The 21,352-nt window shown below is 72.0% G+C and carries 18 protein-coding genes and 1 pseudogene; 10 read left to right on the plus strand and 9 right to left on the minus strand.

Going from position 1 to position 21,352, the window contains the following annotated elements; all coding sequences use genetic code 11:
• Positions 1-49: 49 nt before the first annotated feature.
• The 3 genes from otsB to AB0L45_RS18645 form a co-directional block, all read right to left on the minus strand.
• Positions 50-907 (minus strand): trehalose-phosphatase, encoded by an 858-nt coding sequence (gene otsB, locus AB0L45_RS18635; RefSeq protein ID WP_365841126.1) that lies wholly within the window; start codon positions 905-907, stop codon positions 50-52.
• Positions 908-1,167: 260 nt separating this feature from the next.
• The gene (locus AB0L45_RS18640; RefSeq protein WP_365841365.1) at positions 1,168-1,437 is read right to left on the minus strand and encodes a DUF3263 domain-containing protein; all 270 of its coding nucleotides are present in this window, start codon (positions 1,435-1,437) and stop codon (positions 1,168-1,170) included.
• 91 nt (positions 1,438-1,528) lie between these two features.
• Entirely contained in the window at positions 1,529-2,797 is a 1,269-nt protein-coding gene (locus AB0L45_RS18645; protein ID WP_365841128.1) for an extracellular solute-binding protein, read from the minus strand.
• A gap of 329 nt (positions 2,798-3,126) precedes the next feature.
• Between AB0L45_RS18645 and AB0L45_RS18650 the strand changes: the two genes are divergently transcribed.
• From AB0L45_RS18650 to AB0L45_RS18660, 3 genes are all read left to right on the plus strand, one after another.
• A complete protein-coding gene (locus AB0L45_RS18650) occupies positions 3,127-4,059 on the plus strand; it encodes an ROK family protein (RefSeq protein WP_365841130.1) in 933 nt (310 codons plus the stop codon).
• Complete coding sequence (gene nagA, locus AB0L45_RS18655; protein WP_365841132.1) at positions 4,059-5,270, plus strand: N-acetylglucosamine-6-phosphate deacetylase; 1,212 nt, start codon at positions 4,059-4,061, stop codon at positions 5,268-5,270. Before AB0L45_RS18650 ends, nagA begins: the two co-directional genes overlap by 1 nt.
• Positions 5,271-5,572: 302 nt before the next feature.
• Positions 5,573-6,502 (plus strand): 1-phosphofructokinase family hexose kinase, encoded by a 930-nt coding sequence (locus AB0L45_RS18660; protein ID WP_365841134.1) that lies wholly within the window; start codon positions 5,573-5,575, stop codon positions 6,500-6,502.
• 315 nt (positions 6,503-6,817) lie between these two features.
• Here AB0L45_RS18660 and AB0L45_RS18665 read toward each other — a convergent pair whose 3' ends face one another.
• Together AB0L45_RS18665 and cdgB are read right to left on the minus strand one after the other, a co-directional pair.
• Positions 6,818-7,786: a carbohydrate-binding protein gene (locus AB0L45_RS18665; protein ID WP_365841136.1), complete on the minus strand. Its 969-nt coding sequence runs from the start codon at positions 7,784-7,786 to the stop codon at positions 6,818-6,820.
• Positions 7,787-7,976: 190 nt separating this feature from the next.
• On the minus strand, positions 7,977-9,665 hold the full coding sequence (cdgB, locus tag AB0L45_RS18670; protein ID WP_365841138.1) for a diguanylate cyclase CdgB: 1,689 nt from the start codon (positions 9,663-9,665) through the stop codon (positions 7,977-7,979).
• Between the two features lie 404 nt (positions 9,666-10,069).
• Between cdgB and AB0L45_RS18675 the strand changes: the two genes are divergently transcribed.
• Entirely contained in the window at positions 10,070-10,570 is a 501-nt protein-coding gene (locus tag AB0L45_RS18675; protein WP_365841140.1) for a flavin reductase family protein, read from the plus strand.
• 129 nt (positions 10,571-10,699) lie between these two features.
• On the opposite strand, the gene arfB is transcribed toward AB0L45_RS18675, so the two are convergent.
• Positions 10,700-11,137, minus strand: coding sequence for an alternative ribosome rescue aminoacyl-tRNA hydrolase ArfB (gene arfB, locus AB0L45_RS18680; RefSeq protein ID WP_365841142.1), 438 nt, complete (start codon positions 11,135-11,137; stop codon positions 10,700-10,702).
• A gap of 226 nt (positions 11,138-11,363) precedes the next feature.
• Here arfB and AB0L45_RS18685 point away from each other — a divergent pair, with 226 nt between their 5' ends.
• Both AB0L45_RS18685 and AB0L45_RS18690 read left to right on the plus strand, forming a co-directional pair.
• Positions 11,364-11,939, plus strand: coding sequence for a TerD family protein (locus tag AB0L45_RS18685; RefSeq protein WP_030022317.1), 576 nt, complete (start codon positions 11,364-11,366; stop codon positions 11,937-11,939).
• Positions 11,940-12,991: 1,052 nt separating this feature from the next.
• On the plus strand, positions 12,992-14,362 hold the full coding sequence (locus AB0L45_RS18690; RefSeq protein ID WP_365841144.1) for an erythromycin esterase family protein: 1,371 nt from the start codon (positions 12,992-12,994) through the stop codon (positions 14,360-14,362).
• 92 nt (positions 14,363-14,454) lie between these two features.
• Here AB0L45_RS18690 and AB0L45_RS18695 read toward each other — a convergent pair whose 3' ends face one another.
• Entirely contained in the window at positions 14,455-14,853 is a 399-nt protein-coding gene (locus tag AB0L45_RS18695; RefSeq protein ID WP_365841146.1) for a helix-turn-helix transcriptional regulator, read from the minus strand.
• Between the two features lie 79 nt (positions 14,854-14,932).
• Between AB0L45_RS18695 and AB0L45_RS18700 the strand changes: the two are divergent.
• Positions 14,933-15,408: pseudogene (locus AB0L45_RS18700) on the plus strand (M24 family metallopeptidase).
• 99 nt (positions 15,409-15,507) lie between these two features.
• Here AB0L45_RS18700 and AB0L45_RS18705 read toward each other — a convergent pair.
• Positions 15,508-16,635: an SGNH/GDSL hydrolase family protein gene (locus tag AB0L45_RS18705; protein ID WP_365841148.1), complete on the minus strand. Its 1,128-nt coding sequence runs from the start codon at positions 16,633-16,635 to the stop codon at positions 15,508-15,510.
• A 482-nt stretch (positions 16,636-17,117) separates the two neighbouring features.
• Between AB0L45_RS18705 and AB0L45_RS18710 the strand changes: the two genes are divergently transcribed.
• On the plus strand, positions 17,118-17,615 hold the full coding sequence (locus tag AB0L45_RS18710) for a hypothetical protein (protein ID WP_365841150.1): 498 nt from the start codon (positions 17,118-17,120) through the stop codon (positions 17,613-17,615).
• A 254-nt stretch (positions 17,616-17,869) separates the two neighbouring features.
• Here AB0L45_RS18710 and AB0L45_RS18715 read toward each other — a convergent pair whose 3' ends face one another.
• Entirely contained in the window at positions 17,870-18,553 is a 684-nt protein-coding gene (locus AB0L45_RS18715) for a pentapeptide repeat-containing protein (protein WP_365841152.1), read from the minus strand.
• A 330-nt stretch (positions 18,554-18,883) separates the two neighbouring features.
• Here AB0L45_RS18715 and AB0L45_RS18720 point away from each other — a divergent pair, with 330 nt between their 5' ends.
• Positions 18,884-20,146 (plus strand): NAD(P)-binding protein, encoded by a 1,263-nt coding sequence (locus AB0L45_RS18720; protein WP_365841154.1) that lies wholly within the window; start codon positions 18,884-18,886, stop codon positions 20,144-20,146.
• Between the two features lie 164 nt (positions 20,147-20,310).
• Positions 20,311-21,324, plus strand: a complete 1,014-nt coding sequence (locus AB0L45_RS18725) for a zinc-binding dehydrogenase (protein WP_365841156.1) — start codon at positions 20,311-20,313, stop codon at positions 21,322-21,324.
• The last annotated feature ends 28 nt before the right edge of the window (positions 21,325-21,352 follow it).

Consider the following 21,352-nt stretch of genomic DNA (forward strand, 5'->3'; position numbering starts at 1 on the left):
GGCGTGCGGCCGGCCTCCCCGGATCCCGGGGCGGCCGGCCGCGGTCCGTTCAGGCGGGCGGTGCGTCCAGCCGGTCCGCGAGGGCGTGCAGCAGTGCGACGACGCCTGCCGGACCGTCGACGACGAGGTCCGCCCGGCCGGCCAGCTCGGCGACCTCCGCGCTGCCGCTGCACACCAGGACCCCGGCCAGGCCGTCGGAGCGCAGTTTGTCCACGGCGGAGAAGGCGGCGAGGTCGCCGAGGTCGTCGCCGCCGTACAGGACGGTGGCGGCGCCGGTCTCCCGGACGTACTCGGCGAGCGCGACGCCCTTGTCCATGCCGGGCGGGCGCAGTTCGAGGACGTAGCGGCCGGGCTCGACGATCAGGCCGTGCCGCTCGGCGAGCGCGTACAGCGGCTCGCGCAGCAGCTCGAAGGCGGCCTGCGGGTCCTCGGCGCGCCGGGTGTGCACGGCGATGGCGCGGCCCTTGTCCTCCACCCAGGAGGCGTGCCAGGCGCCCAGTGTGTCCAGTACGCCGGGGAGTTCGGCCTGTACGGCGGCGACGCCGGGCGGCGGTTCGGGGGCCCGTACCGTGCCGGTGGCCGCGTCCCAGCGCTCGGCGCCGTAGCCGCCCAGGACCACGAACTGCTCCAGGCCCGGCGCGTCCGTGAAGCCGCCGAGGCGGACCGCGACGCCGGCCGGCCGGCCGGTGATGATCACCAGCGAGCCCAGCAGCGGCGCGAGGCGGGCGAGCGCGGCCACGGCGCCGGGGTGGGCGCGGGCCCTCTCGGGGTCGGGCACGATGTCGGCGAGCGTGCCGTCGAAGTCGAGGGCGAGCACGGCACGGCCGGGGCTGTCCAGCAGCGCGGCGAGACCGTCCCGGCCCGCTTCGGTGACCGGCGTCGGCAGAGAGTTCGGGGGGCTGGCCATGGCCACGAGATTACCGGTCGCGCGCGGATCCGCGCCGGGCGTACGGGCGCATCGGCGCAGCGTGGCCCCTCGGGCGGCGGCGTACCGGGGCCGGAACCGGCCATGAGCGGGGCCGGCCCGACCGGGGACGGCAGGAGCCGGGCCGGTCATGATCACGACTGGGGCCGGCAGGGGCAGGGCCGGGGCCGGCATGAGCAGGACCGGCTGTGCGCAGCCCCGCCACCGGCCGGCGCCGGGGCGTGGCGGCGACGGCGCGCCGCTCAGCGGCGCCCGCGCCGGGCCTCGCGGACACGGCGCAGCCGGTTGACCGTGACCGGGTCGTGGGCGAGCGCCCGCGGGTCGTCCAGCAGCGCGTTCAGCAGCTGGTAGTAGCGGGTCGGCGAGATGCCGAGCCGCTCGCGGATGACCCGCTCCTTGGCGCCCGGCCGGGGCCAGGAGCGGCGCTCGACACCGAGCACCGCCTCGTCCTGGGCGGACAGTGCTCCTATGCCACCGCCTCCGGTGCCACCGTCGGTGCCTTCGCTCGTCATCACCCGTCCACGATAAGGCCGCGGTACGACAATCCCCTGCCGTCAGGGCGCGGGGCGGAGCGCGGCCGCCCCGCCCTGCCGCCGTTGCGGCTCACTGACCGGCGCTGTCCGCCTCGTTCGCCGTGTTCTGGATGTCGCTGAGCACACCGGCCGGGTTGCCGTTGGCGCCCACCGCCGTCCCCATCTTCGCCTTGACGGTCTTGCTGACCAGCGGCCAGGAGGTCTTGTCCGCGGGGTAGAACTCGGCGGTGCCCAGCTGGCGCAGGAAGCTGTGCAGCTTGGCGTACTTGCTGTCGGCGAGCATCGCCTGGGAGCCGGAGGTGGTGACCGGCAGCAGCCCGTACTCGCCGGAGAAGTCCATGACGTTCTTCTCGCTGTAGACGAAGTCCAGGAAGGTGCCGATCTGCTTCTGGTGGCCGTTCTGCTTGAACGCCGTCATCCAGTCGGCGACGCCCATGGTGGACTTGGCCTTGCCGGTGGGGCCCGGCAGCTCGACGGTGCCGTACTCGATGCCCTTGGCCTCGGCCTGCTTCATCAGGGTGGGGTGGCCGTTGAGCATCCCCACGTCACCGGCCGCGAACGCGTTGAACGCGTCCTGGCGGTTGAGCTTGGCCGGGTCGCCGCCGGTCAGGCCCGGGCCGACCAGGTCCTTCTTCAGCCACTCGAAGGTCTTGACGTTCTCCTTCGAGTCGATCGTGTACTTGCCGATGCTGTCGGTGTAGTCGCCGCCGCCGCTGAGCATCCACATCAGCGTCTCGGCCTGCGTCTCCTCCGGGCCGAACGGCAGCGCGTACGGCATCTTCACGCCCTTGGCCTTGAGCTTGGCCGCGTCGGCCGCGACCTGCGCCCAGGTCTCGGGCGGGTCGGTGATGCCCGCCTCGGCGAAGAGCTTCTTGTTGTAGAACAGGCGGCGGGTACTGGCGCCGAACGGCATCCCGTACTGCTCGCGGTTGTACTCCCCCGCCTCCGCGAGAGCGGGCACGAAGTCGGCCTGTACGGGGATGGAGAGCAGGTCCCTGGCCCGGTAGAGCTTGCCCGCGGCCGCGTAGTCCGCGTACGCGCCGATCTGCGCCATGTCCGGCGCCTTACCGGACTTGACCAGGTCCTCGACCTTCTTGTCGACGTCCTTCCAGCTGTAGACGGAGACGTCGACCTTGATGCCCGGGTTCTTCTTCTCGAACTCCTTGGTGAGCTTGTCCCAGTAGTGCTGGGAGGAGTTCGCCGCGTTGTCGCCGTAGTCCGCCGCGATGAGCTTGAGGGTGACGTCGCCGCCGTCCGCGCCGCTGCCGCAGGCGGACAGGGAAAGCGTCAAGGCCGTGGTGAGTCCCGCTGCCGCCAGGCTCAAGTACCGCCGCTGCACTGCCGTTACCGCCTTTTGTCCCGAATGTTCCGTGCTTGCCGGAGAATGCCCCGTGGCTTCAGGGGCCCGCCCTCAACCGGCATGAACGACGAGTCTCCCCCGTTTACCTACACAAGGTCTACACCACCCCTCATTTCGCTTGCGTATCGCCTGTCACACGCGCAGGTCACGGCGGTACGGCAGCACCGCCCCGGAGCGGAACCCCACCGTCCCCGCGGACGGAACCCCGCCGTCCCCACGCGCCGGTCCCGGCCGCCCTCACCAGGGGAACCACGCCATCCCCGCGAGTGGACTAGACCTTTCACGGCCGATCGCGCGAAACTGTTCCCGTGAGACACGTCATCGCCCTCGATGTGGGCGGCACCGGAATGAAGGCCGCCCTGGCAGGCGCGGACGGCACGCTGCTGTACGAGGCACGGCGCCCCACCGGCCGCGAACGCGGCCCGGAAGCCGTCGTCGCCTCGATCCTGGACTTCGCCGAGGAACTGCGCGAGACCGGGCGGCGGCGGTTCGGCGGCACCGCGGCAGCGGCCGGCGTCGCCGTCCCCGGCATCGTCGACGACGCACGCGGCATCGCCGTGTACGCCGCCAACCTGGGCTGGCGCGACATCCCCCTGCGCGCCCTGCTCTCCGAGCGGCTGGGCGGCGTCCCGGTCGCCCTCGGCCACGACGTACGCACCGGAGGGCTGGCCGAGGGCCGCATCGGCGCGGGCCGCGGCGCCGACCGCTTCCTGTTCGTACCGCTCGGCACCGGTATCGCCGGCGCCATCGGCATCGAGGGCCGCATCGAGGCGGGCGCGCACGGCAGCGCGGGCGAGATCGGCCACATCGTCGTACGGCCCGGCGGCCCCGAGTGCGGCTGCGGGCAGCGCGGCTGCCTGGAGACGCTGGCCTCGGCCGCCGCCGTCGGCCGGGCCTGGGCCGAAGCCTGCGGCGACCCGCAGGCCACCGCCGCGGACGCCGCCAAGGCCGTCGAGTCCGGCGACGCCCGTGCGCGGGCCGTGTGGCAGGACGCGGTGGACGCCCTCGCCGACGGCCTGGTCACCTCGCTCACCCTGCTCGACCCGCACACCCTGATCATCGGCGGCGGGCTCGCCGAGGCGGGCGACACGCTCTTCGCACCGCTGCGCACGGCGGTGCGTGCCCGGGTGACCTTCCAGCGGCTCCCCCTGATCGTTCCGGCTGCGCTCGGGGACGCCGCCGGCTGCCTGGGCGCAGGTCTGCTCGCCTGGGATCTTCTCTCCACGGAGGTAACTGCCTGATGCCGCTGCAACAGTCCGGGGCCCGCGCCCCGAGCCCCCGGCGCACCGTCCTGACCGGCGCCCGGGTCGCCCTGCCGTCCGGCGTGGCCGACGCGGGCCTGGTGGCCTTCGAGGGCACCCGCATCACCGACGCGGCGAGCGCCGCCGGAGCGGCCGCGCCGGCCCCCGGCGACCAGGTCGTCGACCTGACCGGGCACCTCGTCGTACCGGGCTTCATCGACATCCACGTACACGGCGGTGGCGGCGGCTCCTTCTCGTCCGCCGACGCCGAGGAGTGCCTGACGGCGATCGGCACCCACCGGCGGCGCGGCACCACCACCCTGCTCGCCTCCACCGTCACCGGCGACCTCGACGATCTGGCACGCCAGGCCGCCGTCCTGTCCGAGCTGACCGAACAGGGCGACCTGGCGGGCATCCACTTCGAGGGCCCGTTCATCTCCCCGCACCGCTGCGGCGCCCACCAGCCCGGCCTGCTGCGCGACCCCGACCCCGCCGACGTACGCAAGCTGGTCGACGCCGCGCGCGGCACGGCCAGGATGATGACGCTGGCGCCCGAGCTGCCCGGCGGCCTGGACTCCGTACGGCTGCTCGCCGACGCCGGCGTGCTCGCCGCCATCGGCCACACGGACTCCTCGTACGACGCGACGCGCGAGGCCATCGACGCGGGCGCGACCGTCGCCACCCACCTGTTCAACGCGATGCCGCCGCTCGGGCACCGCGCGCCGGGCCCGATCGCCGCGCTCCTGGAGGACGAGCGGATCACCGTCGAGCTGATCAACGACGGCACCCACCTGCACCCCGCCGTCCTGGAAATGGCCTTCCGGAACGCGGGCGCCGACCGGGTCGCCTTCATCACCGACGCGATGGGCGCGGCCGGCATGAACGACGGCATGTACCCGCTCGGCCCGATGACGGTCGAGGTGAAGGACGGTGTCGCCCGCATCAGCGACGGCCCCACCGCCGGTTCCATCGCGGGCTCCACCCTCACCCTCGACCGCGCCTTCAAGCGCGCGCTCACCATCGACGGCCTGACCGTCGAGCAGGCCGTACAGGCCCTGTCCGGCAACCCGGCCCGGCTGCTCGGCGTCGACGGCCGCACCGGCTCGATCGAGGCGGGCAAGGACGCCGACCTGGTCGTCCTGGACGCCGAGTACGACCTGGTGGGCGTGGTGCGGCGCGGCGAGTGGGTGGTGCGGCCGGCGGGGGTGTGAGGCGGGGGACGGACCAGGGGCGGGGCTGGGGACGGGAGACGGGCGGGGCGGGCCGAGGGCGGTTCCGGGGGCGCAGGAGGTAGGGCCGGGCGGGCCCCTTCGTGTGGCACATGGCCGGTTCGGGGCGCCCTGAGCGGTACCGGCCGTGCGGCGGTCGGCCCAGGGGCTGGGCCAACCGCTGCTCGCGATGGCATGATCGCTGCCACTCGCGCACCCGCGCACCAGTCCGTCCCGTACGGGCCCACCGGCCACCCGGCCCGGTGTGCGCCGTCCGTCCACGTTCGTTCCGGGGAGGGGGAACCATGATCCTCACGGTCACGCTGAACGCAGCCCTCGACATCACCTACCGCGTGCCCCGGCTCCAGCCGCACTCCACCCACCGCGTCACCGAGGTCTGCGAGCGCCCGGGCGGCAAGGGCCTGAACGTCGCCCGCGTCCTGACCGCGCTCGGCCACGAGGCGGTCGCCACCGGCTTCGCGGGCGGCGGCACCGGCGACGCGCTGCGCTCGCTGCTCGCCCAGGAGACGTCGGTGACCGACGCGCTGGTCCCGGTCGGCGGCGCGACCCGGCGCACCGTCGCCGTCGTGGACGAGTCCACCGGCGACACCACGCAGCTCAACGAGCCGGGCCCGATCGTCACGCCCGCCGAGTGGGACGCGTTCATGACCACCTACCGCGAGCTGCTCGCCGACGCGCGGGCCGTGGCCCTGTGCGGCAGCCTCCCGCCGGGCGTCCCCGTGGACGTCTACGCGCGGCTGACCCGCGCCGCCCGTACGGCGGACGTACCCGTCCTCCTGGACACCAGCGGCGAACCCCTGCGCCGCGGCCTGGCCGCCCGCCCCGACCTCGCCAAGCCCAACGCCGACGAACTGGCCGCCCTCACCGGCTCCACCGAACCCCTGCGCGCCGCCCGCGACGCCCGCCGCCGCGGCGCCCACACGGTGGCCGCCTCCCTGGGCGCCGACGGCATGCTCATGGTCACCGCGGACGGCGCCTGGCAGGCCGCCCCGCCCCGCCGCATCGCCGGCAACCCGACCGGCGCCGGCGACTCCGCGGTGGCCGGCCTGCTCTCCGGCCTGGTCGAGGACCTTCCCTGGCCGGCCCGGCTGACCCACGCGGTGGCGCTGTCGGCGGCGACGGTCCGGGCCCCGGCGGCGGGCGAGTTCGACCGGCCCACGTACGAGGAACTGCTGAAGAGCATCACGGTCACGGAGCATCCGCCGGCGGCTTGAGCGCCTTGCCGGGGTTGCTTTCCATGAGCTGCCGGGGCGCTTTTCGCGAGCTGTCCGGGGGCTTTCCCGTGCGCTGTCCGGGGGGCTTTCCGTGCGCATTCCCGCGCGCTGTCCGGGGCGCATTCCGTGCGCTGCCCGGGGGGCTTTCCGTTCGCTTTCCCGCGCGCTGCCCGGGGGCTTTCCGTGCGCATTCCCGCGCGCTGTCCGGGGCGCATTCCGTGCGCTGCCCGGGGACGCTTCCCCGGGCACTGCCCGGGACGCCTTTCCTCCACGCGCCGGCGGACCACGCAGGTCCGTCGGCGTGCCCGCCGCGCCTCAGCGCTTGACGTGCCCCGCCTTGAGGTAGACCCGGTCGAGGTTGACCTCGCACTGGTCGCCCTGCTCGCAGGAGATCTTGACGGTGTTGGTGCCCTTGTTGAGCTTGGTCCACCGGTACGTGGTCGTCCAGCCCTTGTCCCAGGCCCCCTCGGCGGCGTGGGCGAAGTTCGACATGTTGATCTTGTCGGGCGTTCCCCCGTTCACCCCGAGCGTCGTCTTCGCGTCCTTGCCCGGCACCCCGTAATCGATGAGCAGCGTGTAGTCACCGCTCTCGGGGACGTCGACCGTCCAGGTGGCGGAGGCGCCGACCTTGTTCAGCGACACGTACGCGCCGTTCGCCGCCTTGGCGCCCGGCACCGACTTGTCCGTACTCGCCTCCGGGCTGAGCGACAGCGACGCCGCGGCCTCCTTCGGGAGCGGTCCCTTGGACGGCTTGCTGGACGGCTTGTCGCTGGGCTTGACGGACTCGCCGGCCGTCGGCGTCGGGTCGCCCCCGCCGCCCGCTTCGTCCTTCTTGTTCCCCTGGTTGGTGAGCATCGCCACGCCGATGCCGATGCAGACCACCGCGACGACCGCGACCGCGCCGATCAGCAGGCCCTTGTGGCTGCGCCGGGGCGCGCCGCCGTCGCCGTGGCCGGGGGGCGGGCCCTGGCGGGCGCCGTTGCCGCCCGGGAGCGTCTCAGGGGCCGCGTAGTGGGCGTTCTGCCGGCCGTACGACTGCTGGCCCTGCTGGCCGTACGGCTGCTGGGCGGGGACCTGCTGCTGGCCGTACTGCCGCTGTCCGTACTGGCGCTCGCCGACCGCGCGTACCTGGTTGTACGAGGCACGCGGTACACCCGGCTGCCGCGCTGCCGAACCGCCGCCCGCCGCGCCCTGCGTGCCGCCCTCGCCGCCTTCGGAGCGGTAGAGGTGGGCGAACGGGTCGTCGTCCTCGGGCGTGCCCGCACCGTTGTTGCCGGCCGTCATTCCGTGTCACTCCCCAGCGGTCTGTGCGAGATGGCTGTGCTGATCTTCGGGCCCCCGGCGGCGCCCCGCCGCATCGGCGCAGCCTACCCCGTTCGAGCGATGCCACGCGGAGCCGGAACAGCCACAGGATCGCTACAGAAAGCCCCCGGCCCGGCGCGCCGTCGTGCCCGCCCGACCGTGCGCCGTCCGCTCACCCCGCGCGCCGGCTCGCCTTCGAACGGGACCGCTTCTCGACGTACATCCGCTGGTCGGCGGATTGCAGGACCTCCTCGGCCGACATCCCGCAGGCCGCCCACCCGATGCCGAAACTCGCGCCGACCCGCACGCCCCGGCCGTCCACCCGGATGGGCGGGATGATGCCGTTGCGCAGCCGGACCGCCAGGTCCTGCGCGTCGGCCTTGCCCAGGCCGTCCGCGAGGACCACGAACTCGTCACCGCCGAGCCGCGCCACCGTGTCGCCGTCCCGGACGCCGTTGGTCAGCCGCCGGGCCACCTCGATGAGCACCGCGTCACCCGTGTGGTGCCCGAAGCGGTCGTTGATCGACTTGAAGCCGTCCAGGTCGCAGAAGAGGACCGCGAGCCCCTTGGCCCCGTCGTCCTCCGGCCCGTCCGAGGGCGCGATGACGTGGACGTGGTGGTCGTACGGGCCGGCCGGCACCCGCTCCGGGCCGTCGGCCGCGTCGTACCCGTCGAAGACCTCGGGGCCGTCCGTGCCGAACCCGTGCGCCTCCTGGAAGGCGGCCACCGACGCGGCGGAGGCGGCCGAGGCGTACGCGTCCGCGTCCGAGCCGGGCGGGCGCGAACACAGCCGGGCGCCGAGCCGGGCGCGCAGCTCGGCGCTGTTGGGCAGCCCGGTCAGCGCGTCGTGGCTGGCGCGGTGCGCGAGCTGGAGCTCGTGGCGCTTGCGCTCCTCGATGTCCTCGACGTGGGTGAGCAGGAAGCGCGGCCCGTCGGCGGTGTCGGCGACGACGGAGTTGCGCAGCGAGACCCACACGTACGTGCCGTCGCGGCGGGCGAGCCGCAGCTCGGCGCGCCCGCCCTCGGCGGAGGTACGCAGCAGGGTGCCGATGTCCTCGGGGTGCACGAGGTCGGAGAAGGAGTAGCGGCGCATCGCGGACGCCGGGCGGCCCAGCAGGCGGCACAGCGCGTCGTTCGTACGGTGGAGGCGGCCGTGCTGGTCCCCGCCCATCTCGGCGATGGCCATACCGCTGGGCGCGTACTCGAACGCCTGCCGAAAGCTTTCCTCACTGGCCCGCAGCGCCTGCTGCTCACGCTCCAGCCGGACCAGCGCCCGCTGCATGTTGGCGCGCAGCCGGGCGTTGCTGATCGCGATGGCGGACTGGAACGCGTACATCTGGAGCGCTTCCTGCCCCCACGCGCCGGGGCGGCGGCCGTTGCGCGGCTTGTCGACGGAGATCACGCCGAGCAGTTCGCCACCGCCGTTCGCCGCCGTGTACATGGGCGCGAAGAGGCGGTCCCTCGGATGCCACTCGTCGGGGAAGCGCGGCTCGGGCCCGGCGGCGTGCCACTGCGGCACATCGTCGTCGTCCAGCACCCAGCCCTCGGTGTGCGGGATGAAGCACAGCCCGCCCCAGCGCTCGGCCATGTTCAGCCGGCGGTCCCACGAACCGCGGGAGCCGACCCGGCCCGCCATGAGGGCCTCGGCACCGGCACTGCCGGCGACCGCGGCCACCACGAGGTCACCGTCCGGCCGGACGAGGTTGACCGCGGCCAGCTCGTACCCGAGCCCCGTGATCACTCCGTCGGCGACGGTCTGCAGGGTGTCTGCAAGGCTGCGTGCGGTGTTCAGCTCGGCGACCACTTGGTGCAGCTGCCTCAGGGTCGCAAGACGGACGTATGGCTCCGACTCGGTCTCCATCGCTCGCTCTCCCCGAGACCTCGACAGCAACTCCAGGATTCTGTGTCGTCCGATTGCCACGGCCACTGAATCACAGTGAGCTGTTCACTCGGTACACAGGGTCAACAATTACTGGCTGCTGTGACTCAAGTCACAGAGCGTGGCGGCAGCTTGGCGATCTCCACATGGGTGCCGCTGGAGGCACTTCTACAATTCCTGAACGCAAATCCGGACGCAAGAACCCACTCCGCCGCCGGACCTAGGACGCGTCTGGTCCCCGGGCCCGATGCGGGCCGCCCGCGGCCCCCGTTAGCGTTCATGGCGTGTTCACGAAAACCTCCACCGCCACGCCCGGCGATCGCCCCGCGGCGCCCGTAACGCCACTCTCCGCGCCCGGTGAAGGGACGACCCCCCATCCTGGAGGGGTGAGTGACGACGAGTTCCGCGCCGCCCTGTCCCGGCTCGCCGCCGGGGTCGTACTGATCACCGCGCACGATCCGGACGACGGACCGCGCGGCGAGGACGTGGGCATGACGGCCACGGCCTTCATGTCGGTCTCGCTCGAACCGCCTCTGGTGATGGTGAGCGTTCGCAACGACTCCCGTATGGACGACCTTCTGGAGCGCCAGCCCCTCTGGGCGGTTTCGGTACTGTCGCAAGGGCAGCGGCACATTGCGGGCCGGTTCGCCATGAAGAACCGCATCAGCGACCGACTGCTCTTCGAGGACATTTCTACGGAACGGGGCGAACAGGCCGACGCCCCCCTGATCGGCGGCGCCCTGGTCCACCTGGAATGCCGGACGGAACAGCGGGTCGTGGCCGGCGATCACACCCTCGTCATCGGACGGGTACTGGCAGCGGACGTCGACGGGGACGACAAGGGGCCGCTCACGTACTTCCGGGGGAAGTATCGGCATTTGGGGTGAGGGAGGGGAGGCGACTCTGCCTGCGCCTGCGCCTGCCGCACCTTTGCCCAATGCGCTCCCCCTGGGCATCTCAGCCCGCCACGCCTCCGCCTGGCGCGCCTCCGCCCGCCACGCCTCCGCCCGACGACCTCACGTCCAGTCGCGGCCGGAACGCCCACGCTTGACGTCGCCGCGCTGCTTCTTCTCCCGCAGCCGGCGTTCGTTGATCCCGCGCGGTATCCGGCTCTTGCGCCGCGGCTTGGGCGGCGGCGCGGTGACCTCGGCGAGGAGCGAGGCGAGCCGTACGGCCGCGGTCTCCCGGTTGCGCCACTGCGAACGGTGCTCGGCGGCCCGTACGGACACCACCCCGCCGTTCAGCAGCCGGCCGCGCTCGGCGAGCCGCTGGAGCGCCCGTTCCTTCCACACCTCGGGCAGCGCCTCGGTAGCGGCGACGTCGAAACGCAACTCCACCTGACTGTCCGACGTGTTGACGTGCTGCCCTCCGGGCCCCGAGGAACGGGAGAAACGCCACACCAGCTCGGCCTCCGGAAGGACGACCGAACCGCGGATGACATAGGGCCCTGACATGTCCCCCATGATCCCGCGTCCCTCCGCTCACGTCACCTTCTTTTGCCGCACCCCCGCGGCCGCTCCTCCTTCGCCTGCCGCCCCTCCCCACGCCTCGGCATCAGGAATTGGCAAAGAAAGTAAAAGGAGCTGGAACCCGACGGTCCCTTCATGGCGTTGTGCAGGGTGACGGTAGCTTCGTCCGCAGTACGGAGCCCGACGATTCGACGAGGAAAGGGACATCCCCATGGCTGTAAGCCTGTCCAAGGGCGGCAACGTCTCGCTCACCAAGGAGGCACCGGGCCTGACCGCCGTCACGGTCGGCCTCGGCTGGGACGTCCGCACCACCACCGGCACGGACTTCGACCTCGACGCGAGCGCCATCGCGGTCAACACGAGCGGCAAGGTCTACTCGGACCAGCACTTCGTGTTCTTCAACAACAAGGTCACGCCGGACCAGTCCATCGAGCACACCGGTGACAACGTCACCGGTGAGGGCGAGGGCGACGACGAGCAGATCAAGGTCAACCTGGCCGCCCTCCCGGCCGACATCGACAAGATCGTCTTCCCGGTCTCGATCTACGACGCCGAGAACCGCAGCCAGAACTTCGGCCAGGTGCGCAACGCCTTCATCCGCATCGTCAACCAGGCCGGTGGCGCCGAGATCGCCCGCTACGACCTGAGCGAGGACGCGGCGACCGAAACCGCCATGGTCTTCGGCGAGCTCTACCGCAACGGTGCCGAGTGGAAGTTCCGCGCCGTCGGCCAGGGCTACGCCTCCGGCCTGGTCGGCATCGCAAAGGACTTCGGCGTCAACGTCTGACCCAGAACGACCGCCTCAGGAGCAGACCACGCCTGAGCGGTCTGGCGCTGCGCGGCCTGGTGCTGTGTGGCTTGGTGCTGTGTGGCCTGGCGCTGCGCGGCCTGGCGCTGCGCGGCCTGGCGCTGCGCGGCCTGGCGCTGCGCGGCCTGGCGCTGCGCGGCTTACGGTCGCGTGGGCTGGCGTCACGTGGACTGCTGTCGCGCGGCCTGACGTCGCGTGGGCTGCTGTCGCGCCGCCAGACGGCGCGTGGGCTGTCTTTGAGCCGCCTGCCCCCTGGGTGGGCCACCCGTCGCGCCCCGCTGAGAGTCTTCTCGGCGGGGCGCGGTGTTTACCGGCGTACGTGGCCGCGCTGCACCACACGTGACCGTACTGCCGTACGTGGCGCACCCTGCCGTACGCGAACATGCCCTGCCCTGCCTACGTAACCGCGCCCCGCCGCACACGACCGCCCCCTCCCCCGCGCAGATGGCCGTGCTCCGCCGTATGAGAACGTGCCCCGCCGTACGAGACCGCGCCCCGCCGTACACCGGTGACCGCGACAACCAGGCGTGCGGGCCGTCAGGCGCGCGGGCGCGTCAGGCACGCGGGCGCGTCAGGCACGCGGGCGCGTCAGGCACGTCGGCCGGCCAGGCATGCAGGTCCGTCAGGCGTACAGACCGCCAAGCGTGCAGAGCGCCAGGGGTACCGGCCCGTCAGGCGCACAGGCCCGCTAGGGGCGCAGGCCCGCCAAGGGAACAGTCCCATCCATAGGTGTCGCCAGCCCCACCCCCGGCCAGGGCTGTCCCCCTCTGAAACCGGGCGGCTGTCCGTAGCGCGCGGCCATGGGACCGCGAGCCATGATCCTTCTCAAGTTGCCGCACGCAAGTTGAGGGGCCCAGAACATGGCCGGACACCGGTACCGCACCACCCGTCACGCCCTCCTGGCAACGGCGGTGATCACCACAGGGACACTCCTCGCCCCCACAACCGCCATGGCCACCCCAACCACCCCAATCACCCCAGCCAACCCGGCCACCCCAATCACCCCAGCCAACCCGGCCAACCCGGCCGCATTGATCACACCAGCCACCTCAACCGCCCAGCCCACCTCTGCCGCCCGCCTCACCCAGCCCACCTCGGCCGCCCAGACCCCCGACACCCCCGGAACGCCCGCGCACTCCCACCCCAGGCCCCTCACCTCCCACCCCCCACGAAACCCCGTCCCCGCCCTCAACCAGGCGGCCCACCCCCTGCGCTCCACCGAGCCCAACGGCAGCACGGCCGACCTGCGCCCCCTATCCACCATGATCGGCAACGCCAAGGTCGTCGGCCTCGGTGAGGCCACCCACGGCTCCCATGAGTTCTTCACCATGAAGCAGCGGGTCTTCCGCCACCTCGTCGAGGAGAAAGGTTTCACCACCTTCGCCCTGGAGCTGAGCTGGTCCGCGGGGCTCCAGATCGACGAGTACCTCCAGACCGGCAAGGGCGGCGACGCCCGCCAGGTCGCCAAGCAGGCCCTGGCCAACTCCCCGTGGGACCGCGAGGAATTCGTCAGCCTCATCACCTGGATGCGCGACTACAACCGACGGCACCCCGGCCGCACCGTCCACTTCATGGGCGACGACATCGGCGCCCCCAGCATCACCGACGCGTTCTTCAGCCGCGTGACCGGCTACGTGAAGCTGCACCACCCAGAGTCACTGCCGCGCCTCGACACGCTCTACACCGGCCTGCGCCCGATCGACGACGTCTTCGCCTACCTGCGCAAGCCCCTCGCCGAACGCCAACGCCTCGCCACCCAGGCCCAGCAGGCCCTGGACCTGATCAGCAGCCTGAAGGGTTCCGGCGGGAACGCCTTCGACTGGGCCGAGCAGAACGCCCGCTCCATCGCCCAGACCACCAGGTTCCTCACCATGAACATCGACGACCCGGCCTCGGTCTCCGCCTCCCAGCGCTACCGCGACGAGGTGATGGCCCACAACGTCACCTGGTGGCAACGGCGCACCGGCCACAAGATGCTGCTCTCCGCACAGAACGACCACGTCGGATACATCGCCGGCGACCCCGAGACCTACTCCAAGACGCAAGGCTCCTTCCTGCGCGACACGATGGGCAGGAACTACCTCCCCATCGGCTTCACCTTCTACCGCGGCTCCTTCCTGTCGAAGGACGCGGCCCTGACCGGCGACTGGAAGAAGTTCACCGTGGGCGCCCCCGCGGCCGGCATGAACGAACGCACCCTCGACAAGGTCCGCTACCGCGACTTCTACTTCGACGTCCGCCGCGCCTCACCCACCGCACGCGACTGGCTGAATGTCGTCCGTCCCACGCGCAACATCGGTACGCAACACCCCCACCCGGACGCCCACGTAGCGATCGCCCGCTCCTTCGACGTCCTCATCCACCTCCACGAGATCCACGAGGCCACCACCCCGAAGCCGTAAAGCCCGCCCCCTCACCGCACCGCCAATACCCCAGCCCAGCCGCTCGCCCCCCAGCCGCTCGACCCCAGCCGCTCAATCTCAGCCGCTCGACTTCAGGCAGCCACGCCGGATGCACCGGATGTACCCGGTGCGCCAGGTGCGCCGCGTACGCCACACGCGCCGGATACACCAGGCACACCCGGTACTCCCGGTACTCCCGGTACTCCCGGCACCCCCGACACTCCCCCCACGACGGAACCCTCCGGCTCCTCAGGCATCACCATCGTCGCGAGTTCGTCGAGCGACAACCCGAGCGCCCCCGCCAGTGCCGCCACGGTGAAGAAGGCCGGTGTCGGCGCCCGTCCCGTCTCGATCTTGCGCAGCGTCTCCGCGGAGAGCCCCGCGGCCGCCGCGACCTCGACCATGCTGCGGTCCCCGCGGGCAGCGCGCAGGACCGCGCCCATCCGCTCACCGCGTTCGCGTTCCCAAGGGGTCAGTGAAGTGCGCACCATGCTCGTGATACTCACTCCGGCAAACAAATACCGGTATAAGTATTGGCGCACGGGGCGCACGACCAGCGGTGAACCGACCATGGTGGAGATCAAGACGGACGCGGCACTGGACGCGATGCGGGTGACCGGACGGGTCGTGGCCGACGCGCTGGCAGCGGCACAGGCTGCCGCGGCCCCCGGCGTACGGCTGCGAGAACTGGACGAGGTGGCCCGTACGGTCCTGCACGAAGCCGGCGCCACCTCCTCCTTCCTCGGTTACCACCCCCAGTTCGCCCCCACCCCCTTCCCAGCCGTCCCCTGCACCTCCGTCAACGACGCCATCGTGCACGGCATACCCAGCTCTTACCGGCTGCGCGACGGCGACCTGGTCAGCATCGACTGCGGCGCGACCGTGGACGGCTGGGCGGGTGACGCCGCCACCAGCTTCACGGTCGGCGCCGCGAGCCCGGCCGCCGACGGCTGGACCTGTGCACGACCGACGGCAGCCGAGCCGCCCACTTCGAACACACCGTGGCCGTCACGGACGAAGGCCCCCGCGTGCTGACCCTGCCGTAACCGCCCGCCCGCCCGCCAACCGACCGGCCGACCGACCTGTCTGACCAGCCTCACCTTCCGCCGCCACCCGCCCGGCCCCACCGACCGGACCTGCCTACGTCACAGTTCGTCCAGGTCGACCGCCTCCGCCATGGCGCGATATCCGGCGTCGCTCGGGTGCAGGTGGTCGCCGGAGTCGTAGGCGGGGGCCAGGCGGTCCCGGTCGGCCGGGTCGGCCAGGGTCCGGTCCAGATCCACGACCTCGTCGTACTCACCGGACGTACGTATCCACTCGTTGAGCGCGTCCCGCTTGGCCTCGCCCCGCTCGGAGTAGTACGCGGCGCCCTTGAACGGCGTCACCGTCGCTCCGACCGCCTTCACCCCCGCCGCGTGCGCCTGGCGGATCAGCTCGCGGTGTCCCTTGATGAGCTGGGCGACCGACACGTCAGGGGCCGGCCCGTCGGGCCAGTCCGGCCAGGCGCTGGCGCCGATGTCGTTGATCCCCTCCAGCACGATGACCGTGCCCACGTCCGGCTCACCGAGCACGTCGTGCCGGAATCGGGCCACACCCTTCTCCCCGGCCCATGTCGAGTCCGCGGTGACCCGGTTGCCGCCGATGCCCTGGTTGAGCACGCTGCGCGGATGCCCGGTGGCCGCGAAACGCTCTGCCAGTACGTCCGGATAACGCCGGTTCGCGTCAACCGTCGAGCCGTATCCGTCGGTGATGGAGTCCCCGAAGGTCACCACCCCGCTCCGGCAGGCGCCGCCCTTACCGCCGGCCACCTCCACTCCTGACAGGTAGTACCAGGACTGGGACCGCTCCTTGAAGGCCTCGCCCCCGGTGTCCGCACGGTGATCTCCCGACGCGCGGTACGTCGTGGCGAACGCCGCCTGGTGGAAAGTGGCAGGACCGGTCGGCCCGGCCAGGTACAGCGTCACCGTCAGGGACTCCAGCGCCCTGACCTTCATCGCCAGCCCGTCACTGCGCACCTCCTGACCTGCCGGCACGATCACCGACCGCTGCCCCTTGAAGAGCAGATGCCGTACGGTCCCGTCCTGCACCGACGCGCCCTTGCCCGCACGGGCGACGGTCGCGCCGGTCACCGTCAGCGGCGTACGGCCGTACCGGTTGGACAGCTCGATACGGGCCCGGGTGCCGCCCGTACTGACCCGGACCACCTGCCGGACCGTCTGGTCGGTGAAACCCTGCCGCGACCAGTCAGGAACCGCCTCGTGCGGCGCTTGCACCGAGGTCCCCCAGCCACCTCGCCACCGCTGCCCTCTGACGTGATCACCGGCGTGGCCCCTCTCCGCCGGTCTCTCTCCCGCCCTCGCGGCCCCCGCCACAGACGCTGACGTGGCCGATGTGGCTGATGCGGCCGATGTGGCCGCCGCAGCCGTGTCCCGCTCCGTACCGAGCACCGGTAACACCGCCAGCACCCCGGCGGCGAGCAGCGCGACGCCTGAGCGCCCGGCCCTCCAACCTGCCATGATCCATCCCCACCCTCTGTCTCATCGGCCCACCGACCTGCTGGCCCGTCGACCCGAGAGCCTCCGGCCCGTCGGCCCGTCGGCCCATTGATCAGTTGATCCGTTGGCTATCTGACTCTTTGCTCCGTCGCTCCGTCGGCTCCGTCGCATCGCTACCTTGCTGACTTGCTGCCTCGCTCGTGACGACCGCAAGACCGCGACGGCGCGGCCGAACGTACGCTCGTGACACCATCAAGAACGTGATCGACCTCGGCTACTCCCTTTCCCGCCGTTTTCCGGACCCGCCGCAGACGGACTACCGCACCGCGGACGTGCGGGCCCTGCGCCATGACCTCTTCTGCGGTGACGTCTACCTGGCCGACACCAAGGCGGACCGTGAGATCCAGACCGCCTGGGGCTGGGTGCCGGTGCTGGACTTCGCCTGGGCCCTGTGCGACATCGTCGAGCGGATCGACCGCGACCCCCTCGGCAACCGCGCGGCCCAGCCACAGTTCGCGGAGCTGGATTTCACCGAATCGGCGGACCGGATGTACTTCGAACGCCGCTTCGGCTGGGTGGACGTCGACGCCGACTGGATGCCGGCCGACGAAGCCCCGCTCACCTTCCAGCACTCCGCCCTGCGCCGCGAGGCCCGCGACTTCCTGCACGACCTGATCGCCGACCTCACCGACCTGCACGACGGGCTCGGTGACAACCCGGCCGTATGGGACCTCCAGGCCCGCTTCCCCCGCGTCTGACCACCCGACCGGCCGCCACGCCCGTACGCCCGGACACCCGACCAGCCGTCCCGCGCCCACGCCCGGACACCCGACCGGTCGCCTCCTCCCCGCGTCCGGGCAGCCGGCCAGTCTCCTCGTCCCCTCGCCCGGACGTCAGCCCCGCCGCCTCACTTTTCAACTCCGCCGCCGCACCCTTCAGCTCCGCCATACCCCCGTCTCTCCCCTCCCCGGCCAGTCCGCCGTAACCCGCTCGCTTGCCGACTTCCCCCCGCTCACTCCACCCGCACCCCTATCTCCGCCGCGAACGCCGGCGCCAGATCCATCAGCTGCGCCGAACTGATCACCGCGCCCGCCAGCCGGTCGATCCCCCGGGCGATGTCCAGCCGGGCCACCCCCCGCAGATCCACGTCGCGCATCCGTACGCCGCTGAAGTCCACCCGCGACAGCGTGCAGTCGTCGAAGCTCACCCGTTCCAGCTCCGCGCCCGCGAAGTCCGCTTCGGCCAGTACGCACCCCTCGAAGGCGACGTCCTTCAGCTTCGCCTTGCGCAGATTCAGGAAGTCGATCTTCCCCCCGCGTACCAGCACCCGCTCCAGCACCGCCCCGTGCATCTGCACGCCGCCGAGCCGTGCGTCCAGCACCTCGACGTCCCTCAGCGACACCTGTGACAGGTCCGTCCCGACCCCGCGCACCCTGTCCAGCACGCTGTCGATGAACCGCGCCCGGCTCAAGACCGCTTCGTCCAGCGCACACCGCCGTATCGCGCAGTCCATGAACCGCGCCCCGCGCCCCGGCTGGCCCGCCAGGTCGGCGTCCGCGAACTCCAGCCCGTCGTAGTCCCCTTCGACCTCCAGCCCGGCGTCCGCGTACGGCTTCAGCTCCGGCAACCGCACCGCCGGCCGCCGCACCTCCCGCACCGAACGCCCTGCTCCACCGTCCCGCTCCCGCACGCCCATCCACCGCCTTCCATTCCGGCCGTTCCAGTCAGCCCAACCAGTTCAACCAACCCAACTAACCCAACTCAGCCAGTCCAGCCAGTCCAATCCGGCCCGGTCCAGCCCGGCCCCTCCGCCCGGTCCGCACCACCAACTGCCCCCATCGTGGACCACCCCACTGACAATCCCCCGGCCAGACCCTCTGACCAGCGAAAACTCCCCGGCGTCCACACGCATGTCACAACCGCCGCCGCCCCACCGTCCACTCGACGAGGACGCCCACACGCGCTCAACCACCATCCACCACCCACCAACCCAACCCGCCCCACCTCGCCCCAAGGAGCACCCACCATGCGACGCCCCCACATCACCGTCATCGGCGGCGGCTTCGCCGGCCTGACCGCGGCCATCTCGTCCGCCGAGGGCGGCGCAGCGGTCACCCTCTACGAAGCGCACCGTTCACTCGGCGGCCGCGCCCGTACCGCCGACCGCCCGTACCGCACCAACGAAGGCCCGCACGCCCTCTACAGCGGCGGCCCCCACTGGACCTGGCTCCGGCAGCGGGGCCTGCTCAAGCCGCTCGCCCCACTGCCGCTCCTGCCCGCCAGCCGCCTCCGCTTCCACCGGAACGGCACGCTCCGCCGCGTCCCTCCGGCAGGCCTGTTCACGTTGCGTGGACGCCGTAACGCCCCGGTCGACCAGGACTTCTTCAGCTGGGCCGCCACTCAGGTGGGCGAGGAGGCGGCGAGCGCCGCCGCTCACTACACCGGTGTCGCCACCTTCCACCACGACCCCGGCCTGCTGTCCGCCGCGTTCGTGCAGGAGCGGCTGCGCCGCGCCACCGCACTCCCTCCTGAGGCGCGTTACATCCGGGGCGGCTGGGGCGAGCTCATCACCCGTATGTGCGACCGCGCCCGCGCGTTGGGCGTACGCATCGAGACGGGCGCCCGCGTCGACGTACTCCCCGAAGACGGGCCGGTGATCGTCGCGACGCAGCTCGACTCGGCGCGGGTCCTGCTCCAGGACGACCGCTTGACCTGGGAAAGTGCCCGTACGGCACTGCTCGATGTCGCGCTGCGGTCGCGGCGCGGCGATCTGTTCGCCATCTCGGGGCTCGACTTCCCCGGCTGGGTCGAACGTTTCACCACACAGGACCGCTCCCTCGCCCCGTACGGCGAGGAATTGCTCCAGTGCCAGGTCGGCATCGGCCCCGACGAGGACCGCGCCGACGGCATCGCCCGCGCCGAACGCCTGCTGGACGCCGGCTTCCCGTACTGGCGCGAGCGCCTCACCTGTCGCCGTGACGCCCTGGCTCTCGGCCGTACGGGCGCGGTGGACCTACCGGGCACCACCTGGCGCGACCGCCCCTCCGTAGACCGCGGTTACGGCGTCTACCTGGCGGGCGACCAGGTGGCGGCCCCCGGCGTACTCAGCGAGGTCTCGTTCAGCAGCGCCCTGGAGGCAAGCACCCTGGCACTCCGTTCCACGGCCAACCCCACCGGCACCATCAGCACACCCAGCACACCCAGCACACCCAGCATCTTCAGCGCACCCAGCACCGCCAACTCCGAACAGACCTCCCCACCCTCCGGACTTGACCTCAACCAAGCTTGAGGAACCAGAGTGACGATCAACGCCAACACCAGCGCAACAGGAGCCACACCACAAACCTCACCAGGAACCACACCAGGAGCCACACCAGAAACCGCAACGACAACGGCTGCCCCACCACTCCACCCGTCCCCACCCAACCCCTCCCAAAACCCCAGGAGCCCACCATGCACGCCATCCGCCTCCACACCTTCGGCCCCGCCGAGAACCTCACGTACGAGCAGGTCGACGACCCGCACCCCGGCCCCGGTCAGGTCCGGATCGCTGTGGCGGCGGCCGGCGTCCACCTGCTCGACACGGCCCTGCGCGAGGGCATGACCGGCGGTCCCGCCCCGCTCCCCGATCTGCCGACCGTCCCCGGCCGGGAGGTCGCGGGGACGGTGGACGCCCTCGGCGAGGGGACGGACCCCGCGTGGCTGGGCCGCCGGGTCGTCGCTCATCTGGGCATGAAGCCGGGCGGTTACGCCGAGAAGGCCGTCGTCGACGCCGAGAAGCTCCACGACGTCCCCGCCAACCTGGACGAAGCGCAGGCCGTAGCCATGATCGGGACCGGCCGCACGACCATGGGCATCCTGCTCTTCGCCGACCTCACCGCCGACGACATCGCGATCGTCCCCGCCGCGGCCGGCGGCATCGGCTCCCTGCTCGTCCAGTACGCGAAGAACGCCGGCGCGACCGTCATCGGCCTGGCAGGCGGCCCGGTCAAGACCGAACGCGTACGGAAGCTGGGGGCCGACCTCGCCGTGGACTACAAGGAGGCCGACTGGCCCACCGAGGTACGCGCCTTCCTGGACGGACGCGGCGCCCCCGGCGCCACCCTGGTCTTCGACTCCGTGGGCGGCGAACCGGGCCGCGCCGCCGTGCACCTGCTCGCCCGCGGCGGACGCCACCTCGTCTTCGGCTGGTCTTCGGGCGGCCCGCTGACCGGCGGACCGCTGGAGTTCGCCGAGGGTGAGCTGGCCGAACGCGGCATCACCTCGGAGTCGGTACTCGGCCCGGTGATGATGGCCAAGGCGGGCGGCACCAACCCGATGCGCACCCTGGAGACCGCGTCCCTCGCCGAGGCGGCTGCCGGCCGCCTGATACCGGACGTGCAGCGCTTCCCCCTCGCCGAGGCAGCAGCCGCACACCGCGCCCTGCAGAGCCGCGGCACGATGGGCAAAGTCGTCCTGATCCCGTAACCGTACGGACCTACAGGACACACCGACG

Source organism: Streptomyces sp. NPDC052496 (genome assembly GCF_040679095.1).
In the GTDB taxonomy this organism is placed as follows: domain Bacteria; phylum Actinomycetota; class Actinomycetes; order Streptomycetales; family Streptomycetaceae; genus Streptomyces.

Excerpts from the sequence above, each read along its gene's own strand:
- otsB (WP_365841126.1), bottom strand. The coding sequence starts at position 907 with ATGGCCAGCCCCCCGAACTCTCTGCCGACGCCGGTCACCGAAGCGGGC.
- AB0L45_RS18640 (WP_365841365.1), bottom strand. The coding sequence starts at position 1,437 with ATGACGAGCGAAGGCACCGACGGTGGCACCGGAGGCGGTGGCATAGGA.
- nagA (WP_365841132.1), top strand. The coding sequence starts at position 4,059 with ATGCCGCTGCAACAGTCCGGGGCCCGCGCCCCGAGCCCCCGGCGCACC.
- AB0L45_RS18660 (WP_365841134.1), top strand. The coding sequence starts at position 5,573 with ATGATCCTCACGGTCACGCTGAACGCAGCCCTCGACATCACCTACCGC.
- AB0L45_RS18665 (WP_365841136.1), bottom strand. The coding sequence starts at position 7,786 with ATGACGGCCGGCAACAACGGTGCGGGCACGCCCGAGGACGACGACCCG.
- cdgB (WP_365841138.1), bottom strand. The coding sequence starts at position 9,665 with ATGGAGACCGAGTCGGAGCCATACGTCCGTCTTGCGACCCTGAGGCAG.
- arfB (WP_365841142.1), bottom strand. The coding sequence starts at position 11,137 with ATGTCAGGGCCCTATGTCATCCGCGGTTCGGTCGTCCTTCCGGAGGCC.
- AB0L45_RS18685 (WP_030022317.1), top strand. The coding sequence starts at position 11,364 with ATGGCTGTAAGCCTGTCCAAGGGCGGCAACGTCTCGCTCACCAAGGAG.
- AB0L45_RS18695 (WP_365841146.1), bottom strand. The coding sequence starts at position 14,853 with ATGGTGCGCACTTCACTGACCCCTTGGGAACGCGAACGCGGTGAGCGG.
- AB0L45_RS18715 (WP_365841152.1), bottom strand. The coding sequence starts at position 18,553 with ATGGGCGTGCGGGAGCGGGACGGTGGAGCAGGGCGTTCGGTGCGGGAG.
- AB0L45_RS18720 (WP_365841154.1), top strand. The coding sequence starts at position 18,884 with ATGCGACGCCCCCACATCACCGTCATCGGCGGCGGCTTCGCCGGCCTG.
- AB0L45_RS18725 (WP_365841156.1), top strand. The coding sequence starts at position 20,311 with ATGCACGCCATCCGCCTCCACACCTTCGGCCCCGCCGAGAACCTCACG.